The 12,659-nt window shown below is 47.5% G+C and carries 9 protein-coding genes; 3 read left to right on the top strand and 6 right to left on the bottom strand.

Features of this window, described 5'->3' with window-relative positions; genetic code table 11:
- Positions 1 to 63 precede the first annotated feature (63 nt).
- Complete coding sequence (locus tag Pcarn_RS17125; protein ID WP_261837140.1) at positions 64 to 945, bottom strand: D-hexose-6-phosphate mutarotase; 882 nt, start codon at positions 943 to 945, stop codon at positions 64 to 66.
- 32 nt (positions 946 to 977) lie between these two features.
- Positions 978 to 3,725: an MGH1-like glycoside hydrolase domain-containing protein gene (locus Pcarn_RS17120; protein WP_261837139.1), complete on the bottom strand. Its 2,748-nt coding sequence runs from the start codon at positions 3,723 to 3,725 to the stop codon at positions 978 to 980.
- A gap of 293 nt (positions 3,726 to 4,018) precedes the next feature.
- Here Pcarn_RS17120 and Pcarn_RS17115 point away from each other — a divergent pair, with 293 nt between their 5' ends.
- Positions 4,019 to 4,714, top strand: coding sequence for a GntR family transcriptional regulator (locus Pcarn_RS17115; RefSeq protein ID WP_261837138.1), 696 nt, complete (start codon positions 4,019 to 4,021; stop codon positions 4,712 to 4,714).
- A 112-nt stretch (positions 4,715 to 4,826) separates the two neighbouring features.
- On the opposite strand, the gene Pcarn_RS17110 is transcribed toward Pcarn_RS17115, so the two are convergent.
- From Pcarn_RS17110 to Pcarn_RS17095, 4 genes are all read right to left on the bottom strand, one after another.
- Entirely contained in the window at positions 4,827 to 5,552 is a 726-nt protein-coding gene (locus Pcarn_RS17110; protein ID WP_261837137.1) for an N-acetylmannosamine-6-phosphate 2-epimerase, read from the bottom strand.
- Between the two features lie 222 nt (positions 5,553 to 5,774).
- Positions 5,775 to 6,986, bottom strand: a complete 1,212-nt coding sequence (locus Pcarn_RS17105; RefSeq protein WP_261837136.1) for an extracellular solute-binding protein — start codon at positions 6,984 to 6,986, stop codon at positions 5,775 to 5,777.
- A 69-nt stretch (positions 6,987 to 7,055) separates the two neighbouring features.
- A complete protein-coding gene (locus Pcarn_RS17100; RefSeq protein WP_315972699.1) occupies positions 7,056 to 8,714 on the bottom strand; it encodes a glycoside hydrolase family 13 protein in 1,659 nt (552 codons plus the stop codon).
- Positions 8,715 to 9,091: 377 nt separating this feature from the next.
- Positions 9,092 to 9,988, bottom strand: coding sequence for an ROK family protein (locus Pcarn_RS17095; RefSeq protein WP_261837135.1), 897 nt, complete (start codon positions 9,986 to 9,988; stop codon positions 9,092 to 9,094).
- A gap of 423 nt (positions 9,989 to 10,411) precedes the next feature.
- Between Pcarn_RS17095 and Pcarn_RS17090 the strand changes: the two genes are divergently transcribed.
- Together Pcarn_RS17090 and Pcarn_RS17085 are read left to right on the top strand one after the other, a co-directional pair.
- On the top strand, positions 10,412 to 11,473 hold the full coding sequence (locus tag Pcarn_RS17090) for a Gfo/Idh/MocA family protein (RefSeq protein WP_261837134.1): 1,062 nt from the start codon (positions 10,412 to 10,414) through the stop codon (positions 11,471 to 11,473).
- A gap of 8 nt (positions 11,474 to 11,481) precedes the next feature.
- The gene (locus Pcarn_RS17085) at positions 11,482 to 12,573 is read left to right on the top strand and encodes a Gfo/Idh/MocA family protein (RefSeq protein ID WP_261837133.1); all 1,092 of its coding nucleotides are present in this window, start codon (positions 11,482 to 11,484) and stop codon (positions 12,571 to 12,573) included.
- Positions 12,574 to 12,659 lie beyond the last annotated feature (86 nt).

Genomic DNA, 12,659 nt, shown 5'->3' with positions numbered 1-12,659 from the left:
AACCTACTAAATTGAACACCCCAAAAATTATCGACATAGGGGGGTAAAACATGAAAACAAGGTTTAACTCTTGCTCCAGAGTTTGGTAGCTAGAGTATGTGATTCACCTGGCGCGATGGACACTGGCATAGTGGAATAAACTGTAGATTCAACACACAGCATGGAAGCATACTCATGGTCCGCCATATCCGACATGGTCGCACTGGTTTCCCTCCACGGGTTCCACACCACAGCAGCATTGTGTCCCTGATTCTCCACAAAGATGGAGCGACTATTACCCGCATCTTCCACCACGATCTGTGACTGCGGGTCTAGGCTAACTCTTATCGTTTCGCCTCCTATACTCATAGGGTCATCACCTTGAGTTAGCTCATAGCCGTTGGTGCCATCAAAGTAGTGCCCCCCTACGCCAGAGACCACCACTTGCTCGACATCATTAACATTCAAATAGGTGTGTAACGCACCACTGTACTCCCAAGCCGCTTCATCTAAATTGGTGGTTTCCATGCTGATATTAAGCTCAGCGCCAAAAGTAAAGGTAACGGCGCTCTCAAACTTGTGTGGCCATAGCGCCAGAGTCGTTTCATCATGGGTGCAAGCGAGCTTAACCTCTACCTCATCACCGTTAAGTTGATAACCATGCAGCTCCCATAAGCGGGTGCGAGCAAAGCCATGAGCCGGCATAGACTCTTTGTTACCAAACCAAGGAAAACAGATAGGCACTCCCCCACGAATTGGCTTTGAGCCGTCAAACTTGGCGAGCTCACTGAGCCATATCAATGGCTCGCAATTCACCTGCTTAAAATAGAGCAGATGAGCGCCGAACAGCGAGATAGCCGCTGAGAATTTCGGGTGTTCTACAAACACAGCAGGTAGCTGGCCGACCTCGCCCACTGAGATACTGGGTGCTGATGTTTTTTCAGACTCGATGTTGATACTTTCCACTGACGATTCCTTATTATTGTTGCTTACCGTGATTAACGGTCGACCTCTAGGGTCACTGTAATATCTGACAATCCTTGTTTGAGCGGTATGGCAAAGGTTCCACTCTCGTAAATGGTGTAATCAACCACCTCATCATTGATCTTGACCACATAGGCCTGCTGATCAAACACATTCACCAGCACTGTGCCCTCATTGTCTGGATTGCTTCTGTTTAGCTTGATCCAACAGGTTTGATTACTGCTCCAGTTTTTCTCCAGCAGCAAGGTATCAAACCCTGTAGTCACCTGACCTGGCTTGTAGTAAGCACAGTACCAATTGATCACGGGAGAAGAGAGGCCACTAAATTGGTGCCAGCCTGCGCCTCGTTCGGTATCTATGATGAAGTGCTCATAACAGCAGTAAGAATCATCTACCTCAGACTTCCACAGCTTAAGGGCGGTTTGCGCTATGGTGTTGGCAAAGTCCGCCTTGCCATGGTCTAAGGCACCACGCCAAATAAACCATTGATGTGGCATCCAAACCGCACCATTCCAGTAGCCCTCTTTACTGTAATACGGGGCTGACATATCTACAGTGGAGATGCCGATCGGCGACCAATAACGCTCAGGGTCTTGCAACATGCCATAAAAACCTTCGGTCTGAGCCTCGGAGCATATGCTGGTAATCAATGGCATGACACCATCAAGGCCCATATTGAAGTTCACTCCCTCCTCGGTCTTCAGCACCTCGGTCGGATTGCCGTTTTGATCATGCTTGATGTAGCTAAAGTAGTGCGCCTCTTCGTCCCAGGCGTGCGTTTGCAAAGCGTGAGTGAAGGTTTCAATATCTTGTTGGTACGCTTGAATATCGTTTTCAAAGCCTAACACCTCGGCCATCTGTTTCAGTATCTGCGCACTGCGCAACACATGTGCGGTGATGCCACTGCAGGCTATCTCATCTTGCACCTCATGTTGCAGGGTATGCTTTTGTGCCGGATAGTCATCGGCTCCAGCGGCTTCCCAGAAGTACTCCCAAGTTCTAAGTAGGTTCGAGTTTAAGCTTCGGGTTGTAGAGCTTGAGTGTGTACCAGCCATAAATCGGTAATATTGGCGTACAGATGGATACAACTCTCTTGCCAACTCCCTATCTCGCTGCTTGTTGAACCACTCTTGGTACAGATAGATCTGAGTTGGGATTGGTGTTCCATAATGGATAAAGGCTTGGTTGGTATCCCCCTCTGGGGTGAGGTAGGCCTTCAAATTGTCATAGGCTCTTTGCTTGTCCAACTCATTAAGGGCAAGACCGATAAACCCAGAGTCCCAAGTATACAAGCAGTCCCACCATTTACCCGGACAGCTGTGGCGTATGTATTGCTGACGGGTATAGACTGGATACACCACGTTCATCAGCTCAGTCGCTATCATCCTTTCCTGACTAAAGGCCATCTCATCACCACTCTCTAGGTGTGGGATAGATACCGCTTTTGCACGCTCAGATTCATAGCTTTCTTCCAACTGTGACTCGCTCGCGCCCTCAAACAGCTCAAGCTGAGCCATCACCTCTTGCTTAGAGCCAAAACAGGCGAATGCATACACCTCAGCTTTGCTGTTTGCATCCACCTTAATTGGATTAAGGAAGATATCGGTAAAATGGCCTTTTTTGTCGCCGATAAGGGTATTGCTCACATGGTCCGGCACCATCAACTTCATAAAGCTGTCTAGGTCGCTGTTCAAGAACTCACGCACACGGAAACTATCGTGTCGCCATGCGATACCGTAATAGCCATCCACATCAGCAAACTTCAGGATCAAGCTCGAGTCACCCAACCCTTGAATGCGCTCTGGTTCAGCCTGCCACTGTTTAGCAGCAAACTTCACCTCACACAGGTCTTGCTCGGTACTTAACAACAGGCCATCAACGATGATGCTCTGGCTACATTGACTGATCAGCATCAGCTTCTCAGACTCAGGTTGAGTCAGATCTAGCTCTAGATAGCTAAAGCCCCACTCATCCTCACACTCGTTGCATAGAGTCACCGCCTTGTTACAAGCTCCGCTGAACCAGAGTCCTTTCTGTTGCCCCTTTTCGAAGCGCTCTATATCTTCAACCACATAGTGAGAGTCTTGGTTGTATTGCCCCACGCGATAGCGAAGCAAGGCCTTCACGACCGGTTTTCCATTGATGCTCTCCGGCAAGCGGTATTCCACCGTATCACCCTCCTTGTCGAGGATGTGTTTACCAAGAGCATTGCCGTTTACTAAAAAGTGCTCACGAATTTCGCCGCGCTTCAAGCCATCCGGCACTAGGTTATCGTCGTAGCGAGACTCAACGCTGTTGAGCTCCTGATAATCGATGCCATCCAGCCAGAGGCTAGTTTCAGACGGCGCTAGACACTCCACCAGCTCGATGGCCTCGTCACTATAAGGACGCAAAGGTGGGAAGTTGATGTAAGGAACCAGGTGGTTTACCAGGTTATGCGATTGCTGACTGTTGTTAACGAACTCAGAGCGAAGCAGTTTCCCCCCTTCAAAGGTGGACGCAGAGACATCGCAGTAGACCTTATCTTTCCATTCAAGCTGATATCGATAACTCAGGTAGCTAAGGTCAGCACTCGCCTTCCACGGATGACAGGCCGACTGCCATTTTTCACTTGGAATCGTGATCTGACGACGATAAAACCCAGGCATGATGCCGATATCGAATCGCACCCCAGAATCGATATCCGGAATGTGTGATAGACCGATATATTTCTTTGAATAAGGGCCCCATTGGCAAAGGTTTAGGTCGTGACAGCTGTACATCTTAGTTCCAAGCTCTGTATTATTATGATGTACAGAAGATATCGCTTCTCGAGCTCATCCTTAACTTGGTTAACGCGTTTTATCAGCCAAAATGGCCGAGCTGTGGTGACATCTGCGAGTTAGCTCAACAATTCGACGGTGAAATAAACCCAAGTAGCGCTTAAGCGTTTAACCTCACAAATTCAAACACATCTGTGACCTAGCTCTAGCCCCAGAGCCACCCTATATTTGAATTCACAAATCAGCACTATTTTAATACAATACACGGATTGAACTTGACCTGAGAATCACCCATGAAACCTAAGAAGTACCTAGAGGTTTATCAGTCCATCAAAGACGATATTATCAATGGTAACTATCCTGCTTGGTCGCAGTTAGAAGGAGAGCACGCCCTTTCTGATCAGTTCGGTGTCAGTCGCCCAACACTGCGCAAAGCAATTGATAAACTTAAACAAGAGTCCTTCCTACACTCACGTCAAGGCTCTGGCATATTTGTCAATCCACCGGAGTTTTATCAAGACAACAGCCTTACCAGTATCTCTGAAAAGATTCATAATGAATCCTCTTTGAGAAGCATAGTTCTGTCGTTTAACAAAGAAACTGCGCCCGCAGAGATCGCGAAGAAATTTGATTTAACAGATACCGCTGAATTCTTCCATTACAAGCGTATGCGCATCATAGATGAACAGCCTGCTATCATCGAAGAAACTTGGATGCCGGTTACCCTATTCCCAGACTTTAATCAAGAAGCGTGCAATGCATCTGTGCTCGATTTCATTGAAAACTCAGCCAATCAAAGCATCAGCCATGACGCCAAGAAAATCTGTGGCAAGATCTTAGACGACCAAGAGGCCTTCTTGCTGCGCGTTGAACCGGGCCATCTCTGCCTGAGCATCTATCATCACGTCTACCTTCTACACTCAGTGCTGGCGCAATACACCATAGAAACCTTGGTCTCTAACGAGATTACCTCAGTGTCGATCCGTTAGGCACGCCTCTCTCATCAGACGATAAAGCTTCTATACGCCTACACAAAGGCCCAGCATCTGCTGGGCCTTTTCTGTATTGTGAACTGGATGCCTGATAGCACGCAACCAACAGTTACTGATACTTATTGATGCGCTGGTTGAAGCGCTTAGTGATCAAGTGCGGACGAGTAATGGCAGAGCCTACTACTACGGCTTCCGCGCCAAGATACATACACTGAACCGCTTCCTCAGGCGTGTTGATATGGCCTTCCATCATAACCACACACTTATCACCACACTCACGGGCTATGTCAGCAAGCAGTTGGAAGCTTGGCGGCTGTTCCCAGCTAGGATCGGTGACATTCGGCGCTATGGTGTATTTGGTGTAGCCATAAAGGGTTGGAGCAACAATATCTACACCCATTTCTACCGCATTCTTAGCCTCATCAACCGTTGCAACGTCCGCAAAGATGATTGCATCTGGGAACTCTGCCTTGATCTCAGGGATGATTTCGTACGCCGGGCGTCCTTCCGCTGTAAGCTGTTGAGTACAATCCACAGCAACAATATCCGCACCCGCTTCGATAATAGCGCGGACCTCTTTCATAGAAGGCGTAATAAAGACATCAGTACCCTCTTTCCACACCTTCCAAAGACCGATTACCGGCAGATCTGTCACCTGTTTGATCGCCTTGATTTGCTCAGGCTTGTCTGCACGGATACCAGTTGCTCCGCCCCACTCAGCGGCTTTCGCCATGGTCACTACTGTCTCAGAACCATTGTGAATTGGGTCGCCTTCGACTGTCTGACAAGAAACAATCAAACCTCTAGGGATAATATCTTTTTTAGTAGAACTCATAATCTCAACTCTATTTGTATTTACAATTTAAGAGTATTTTATTCAAAGTAGACTCTATTTATAGTGATCAAAGTCAGCTTTCATCAATAAAAACCAGCGATAAATGACTTGTTAGTCAGATTTGATATCTAAATCGCGAAATATAAGTATGTACATATTTAAGTCTCTAAAAACAAATAGGCTAGCTCATACAGAGCTAGCCTATTCTTTACTCAAACTAGGTTACTTGTTCATATCGATTTGTAGCTCAATTGATTGACCTGCTTTGACTAGCGCATCTTTAGCTGCAACGTCTTTGTTCCAAACATCAGAAACCGCACCGGTCAATGGACCCCAAAGGAAGTTCATCTCCATTAGGTGAGGCATAGCAACGGTATGCTCAGACTGCTGAGTGAGAGCCGCTACATAATCATTGGCTGGGTTAGCTTTGACTTTTTCCATGAATGCCTTAGTTGGAGTCAGACGATTGGCTGTCTCTAGTCGATATTCAGCGAATTCTTCTGAGGTCAGATAATCAGCAAACAGCTGCGCCGCTCTTGGGTATTCAGAGAAGGTCGACACACCATACAGCTCAAAGCCAGAGAAGGTGGTCAGTGTCTGTCCCTTATAAGTAGGAAGCGCACTCACACCAAGATTTACACCCGAGCTCTTAAAGGTTTCATACGCCCATGGGCCTTCGATAATAGCTGCTACCTTGCCATCGGCAAACAAGCCTTGACGAACCTGGCTGTTTGATACGTCATTAGAGTTACTCACCGTCAGGTCCTTAAGCTCCATCATAGCTTCTAGGCCTTTGACTGCTGCATCGCCAGTAATACCGATATCGTCAGGGTTAAGGTTGTTATCACCAAACTCATACGCGCCATACATGGTCATAAATGGACGGTTCATATAGTAATCATTGATAGCCCAGACCAACGCATATTCATTTTTACTTGGGTTGGTAAACTCACCATTTTTCGCCACCAGCTCTTCAAAACTGGTTAAGCCATTTGGTAGCAGGTCTTTGTTATAGAAAAGCACGGTTGTGGTCATAGATGAAGGGAAACCATACACCTTGCCATCGCTATAGGTAGACGCATCGGTAGCGCTTGGAATAAAGTCATTCTTCACTCGGTCAGCACTGACCAAGTTCTCCATCAGGACACCCGACTCAACGCCTGAGCTCAGCATGTTATGAGGGAACTGGAATACGTCACCAACACGGGTGGAACCGCCATCTTGGATCATCTGATCTACAGAGCCTAGAACCGAAACCTCTCTTACCTGGATCTCGACGTCGTATTTCTGTTCAAACTTATCTGCCGCATAGCGCGCTACTTCAGCATTCTCGCCTGGGTTTGCCCAAACAACCAACTCTGCGCCTTCCTCAGGTACGATTTGAGCCATCGCACTGCCAGAAAGCAATGCCAATAAAACTAGGTTCTTTTTCATAATTGTTTCCGTCGTAATATAGAGTAATTAAGTCATGTTCCACCCGAGTCGGCGGGTGGCTATTTATAATCAGTTGATGGTATAAACCTTGGCCTCAAATGGACGAAGGTTTAATGTTGCCTGAAAATCTGAGTAGTTACTCAGCAACAGGGAAGATGGCTCGTGACCAAGCTCCTCCGCGCTCAATAACAACTCCTCATCAGAGAAATTCACTAACACTAAGGTGCTTTCATCCCCATAACGGCGCACATAGGCAAACAGACGTTCATGCTTAGGTAGCACCAAATCAAAATCACCATAGATAAGTGACTCAACTTGTTTTCGAAGCGCGATAAGCTGTTTATAGAAGCCATGCACAGAGTTGCTGTCCGTTATCTGAGAAGCGACATTGATCTTTGAATAATTAGGATTCACTGCAAGCCATGGGGTTGCACTGCTGAAACCTGCATGCTCACTGCTATCCCACTGCATTGGGGTACGCACATTGTCACGCGCATGAGGGGCAAGGGCTTGGATGATAGCCTGGTCACTCATGCCTTCTCTTTGCATCTCTTTTGCCTGATTCTTCATCAGTACACAGTCAAAATCTTCGACTCGCTGAAACTGGGTATTGGTCATCCCAATTTCTTGGCCCTGATAGATAAAGGGAGTGCCTTGCATTAAGAAATACATCACGGCGATGGACGTGGCACTCTCATACCAGTAGTTGTCTGTATCCCCCCATTTGGAGACCACTCGCGGGATATCATGATTTTCCACAAACAGTGAATTCCAACCCACACCATGCATGCCCTGTTGCCACTGGTTAAACACCTGCTTAAGTTTCACCAGATCCAGTTGATTGCTCTCACCCTCCTGCCATAGCGCTAAGTGCTCAAACTGGAAGATCATATTCAGGCGATTGTGCTGTGCGCCCACCCAGTCAACGGCACTGCTTGGATTCACACCATTGGCTTCACCAACCGTCACTGCACCGTGTTTGTTGAAGGTTCTTTCACACATTTCATCCACAAAATCTATGATGCCATCCACATTCATCATGGCCTGAATAGAAGGCACATAGTCAAGGTCATCAGGATTCGGCAGATCTGGCAAACCTGGGGCCTTCTTCATTACGCTAATGGCATCGATTCTAAAGCCATCAATCCCCTTTTCTAGCCACCAGTTGACCATGTTACACATGGCATCACGAACCTCAGGATTCTCCCAGTTGAGGTCGGGCTGCTTCTTAGAAAAAAAGTGCAGATAATATTGGTCGGTCAGCTCGTCATATTCCCAGATAGAGCCCTTGAAGATACTCTCCCAGTTATTGATTTCGCTTTCATCTTTCCAGATGTACCAATCACGCTTTGGATTATCGCGAGAAGAGCGAGACTCTTTAAACCACGCATGCTCATCACTGGTGTGGTTTGGCACCAGATCCAAGATCAACTTGATGCCACGCTTGTGCGCTTCTGCAAGAAGACGGTCGAAGTCTTGCATGGTGCCGAAATCGGCCATGATGTCTTGGTAATCACTGATGTCATAGCCGTTATCATCATTAGGAGAAGCAAAGATAGGACAGATCCAGATAAGGTCGATCCCAAGATCCTTTAGATAATCCAGCTTCGAGGTCACGCCATTCAAATCGCCGATACCATCGCCATTGCTGTCTTTAAAGCTCCTTGGGTAAATCTGATAAGCCGTGGCTTCTTTCCACCAAGCCTTTTCTATCATTGCTGCTGTCATACTACTCTCACGCACCCGTTATCGTTGCATTCTTTTAAGCCATCACAAGGCTGGCAATTTATTCAGAACTTGTACTTACAGATAGTACATATTTGCGCTGATCATGTGAGTGCATAAGTTTGAATGTGTGAAATTAACAAGATTAACCAAATCAAATTCATCCCAATAATATGACACCGCTGAAATTTCTAAGCATGACTTGCCGCCTCTCTTTCAAGGGACTCATAGCCGTGAGCCCAAGGGCCCACGGGCTTGATACTCGTAGAAAGTGGTGAATCACACCCAAAAACAGAAACCAAAGGGGCGCAGAAAAGCAAAAATGCGCCCAGACCTATCTGGCCTGAGCGCATTGCAATAACAAACAGTGATGGTTCGAGTTAGCTGTATGACTTTCCTAAGAGCGCAGCGCCGATAGAGCCCGCCCATGTGCCATTCACCGCAGGGACTAGCTTAATATCCTCGTTGGTGGGTGCCCACTGATACTCTTTAAGATAGGCATACAACGGATTAAACAACTCATCACCAGCATTAAGTATGCCTCCGCCGAGGATAAACATCTCAGGGTCCAGTATGTTGTTGATGGAAGAGATGGCGATGGCCAACTTCCTGACTGATTCCAGCCAAACACTGATGGCAAATTCATCGTACTTCTTAACATCCTGAACGAGATCATAGGTTGAGGTATAGCGACCGTTAGTGCGTTTGGCTATGGTTGAGTTACCAATGCTGTCCTCAAAACTGCCGGGAATTCCGGTAATGCCTTTCTCCTGCTGCCAGTCAAGACAGATATGGCCTATGTGACCCGCTACGCCTCGAGCCCCCTGATAGAGCTTACCGTCAATCATAATGGCACCGCCGACGCCCGTACCTAGGGTTAGCATCACCACATCGGAGACATGGTTGAAGTTCTGAGAGTGCAGCTCACCCAGCAGCGCCGCCTTGCCATCATTAATAACTCGGACGTTAGACGTTCTTGATGTAAGTTGTGTCCAATCAAAGGTGTCAATGCCCTTAAGACGACCAGGCATAGATAAAATCTTTTCACACGCTTTATCGTTTAGCCCAGGCACACTTACCCCTACACTCAGCAGTTCGCCATCGAAATCCTCCAACATCTCATCGGTTGCGCGCATCAAAGAGTCGGCCCAACTCATTGGGTCGTTTGGATCATCATTAGTTAAGAACTTCTTTTGTAGAACCGCATGTTCTTGCTCATCAAGAATCGACATTTTGATTTCCGTGCCGCCCATGTCTATTCCGAGTCTATATTTCATTTCAATCCCCATACTAGTCAGTCTGCACCATCACCTATGCACTGAGCGTAGTGACAGTTCACCCTCGTCATATATCAATTAATCAAAGAGCGCTTAATTTTTGTATTTACAACAATAAGAGTAAAGATGAGACAGGTATTGATTCTAATCAAATATCACGCGCGCTTTTAACTGAACTTCAACGAACTGTGATTGGTATCTCAGGGATTAACAGAAGTCTGAATCTCCAAACAAAACATGAAAATTCATCCAAACCCTTTTATATAAGGGGACTTCGTCATTTTTCGACTGACCTCAGTCCAGCATTAAATGCATTATTTGGATGATGTGAATTCGATTTTGATTTCTATCACATTTAATCAAGAACAATGTTGCTAGTATCCTTGCATAATATATTTGTAAAGACATATTGAGAATAGCGACATGACAGTAAAAAAAGTGGTTGGCATTTGCTTCGATCAAATGCACATCGGCGACCTGCTAGAGATTGCCCAGAAATCAAAAGACTACCAAGTAGTTGGCGTTTACGACCCAACTAACGAACGAATGATCCCGGTTTGTGATGATCTAGAGATCCCTCACAAACTCATGTACACCGACTGGCAACAGATGCTTGAGGAGACTCAGCCTGACCTAGGCATCGTCTGCTCGGTGACCGATGACCATACTCTGTGGACCCAGCGACTTGCCGAGCGTGGCATCCATATTCTTTTAGAAAAACCATTTTCGACCAGTACCGCCGATGCAGAGGAGGCCATTCGTGTAGCCAATCAACATAAGGTGCATCTCTGCGTGAACTGGCCCTTGGCTTGGTATGACACCCATCGCACCACCAAAGCCATGATTGATGCTGGCGAGATTGGAGAGGTCACCGAGGTGCACTACTATGATGGAAACCGAGGCCCTCTTTACCATCTGCACGGTAAAAAAGAGGTGACCGAAACGCCTGACCCAAATGAAACCTGGTGGTATAGCAAGGCAGCCGGGGGCGGTTCATTGCTCGACTATCTTGGCTACGGAGTCACCATAGGTACCTGGTTCCGCGATGGTGAGATGCCTGAAGAAGTGACCGCAGTTTCCCATATTCCAGCCGGATATGAAGTGGATGAGCAAAGCATCGTCATTGCACGCTATCCAGCAGGCCTCTCCTCATTCCAAACCCGTTGGGGCACATTTACCGACCCTTGGGTCACTCAGCCGCAGCCCTTCTGTGGCTTTGTTGTGGTAGGCACCCAAGGCACCATCATGAGTCGCGACTACGCTACCCATGTGCAGGTGCAAACCAGTGCTCACCCAGAGGTACGTGAGCTGGCGGTTCACGACTTCGGTGAGCAGCGAGACATCTTCGAATACCTAAATCGCGTTATCGATGATGGAGGCAAAGTCGAGGGCCCGTGCGGTGCCCATTACTCCCTTCTGGGTCAGAAGTTTGTGGATGCGGCCAAACAGAGTGCCGAGACACGCCAACCGGTTCGTCTTAAGTAGGAGGCCAAATGCCATATAATTCTATTGCCCAAACGGACATCAAACAGTTCGACATCGAGATACCTCTCTACCCACAACCTAAAAGTCAGCACAAGGTTGCCCTGATCGGTTGCGGCGCCATAGGTCGAGTCCAAGCCAGCGCCTATAAAGAGTGCGGTTGGAAGGTCGTTGCCCTTTGCGATATTAAGCTTGAGCGCGCTGAGTCGTTCCAAAAAGAGCTCTTTCCTGATGCCTATATTACTGCCAATTACAGCGATGTTTTGAGCGATCCAAGCGTTGATATCGTCGATCTGGCGCTGCATGTAGACATTCGCCCGAGCGTGGTAAAAGCGGCCTTGAAAGCGGGTAAGAATGTCATGAGCCAAAAGCCATTCGTCGAGGCAATCTCCGACGGTCTTGAGTTGTGTGAACTGGCAAAACAAGGCTCCAATACCCTAGCGGTCAACCAAAACGGCCGCTTTGCCCCCCACTTTTATGCGCTGCGCGAGGTGGTCGACAAGGGACATATTGGAGAGATAGTTTCGGCGGATTTTAATGTCTACTGGCCTCATGACCTGATAATGAAGGGACATCCATTGGCCGAGGTCGAGCACCTTATCTGCTATGACTTTGCCATCCATTGGTTTGATCTTGTGGCCACCTTGTTTGCTGGCAAGCAAGCCCGTTCGGTATACGCCAAAGCAACCACTACTCCACAGCAAGTCATTCATGTACCTACTCTGGTTTCGGTCAACATCGACTTTGGCGACGCCCAAGTCAGCATCAACATGCGCGCCTCTTCACACCACGAGGATTCAGGCTCTTACCATGTGTGTGGTACCCAAGGAGTCGCTTCTCTTGAGGGGGGCTCTCTTGGTGCAAGCGACCGACCTATCAAGGTCGTAAATCATAAAGGACAAGCCAATATCTCTGTCACCCCGGATTGGTTCCCTGCCGCCTTCAAAGGCACCATGGGCGATCTCATGTCAGCTATCGACCATAAGCGCCGCCCACAGGGGACCCCGGAGTCCTGTTTAGAAGGTCTACGACTCTGTTTTGCTGCTATTGAGTCTTCTCGAAGCGGCCAACCAGTAGACCCACGTCAGGTAGAACGAATTTAACCAAACCTAATCAACCAGAGTGTGAAGTCACGCCCTTTACACTCTTTTGCATCTTGATGAATATCATTTCACAAGAAAATCGATTT

Origin of the sequence: Vibrio ishigakensis, assembly GCF_024347675.1 — a bacterium.
GTDB lineage: Bacteria > Pseudomonadota > Gammaproteobacteria > Enterobacterales > Vibrionaceae > Vibrio > Vibrio ishigakensis.
This window is presented reverse-complemented; position numbering and strand designations above follow the sequence as displayed.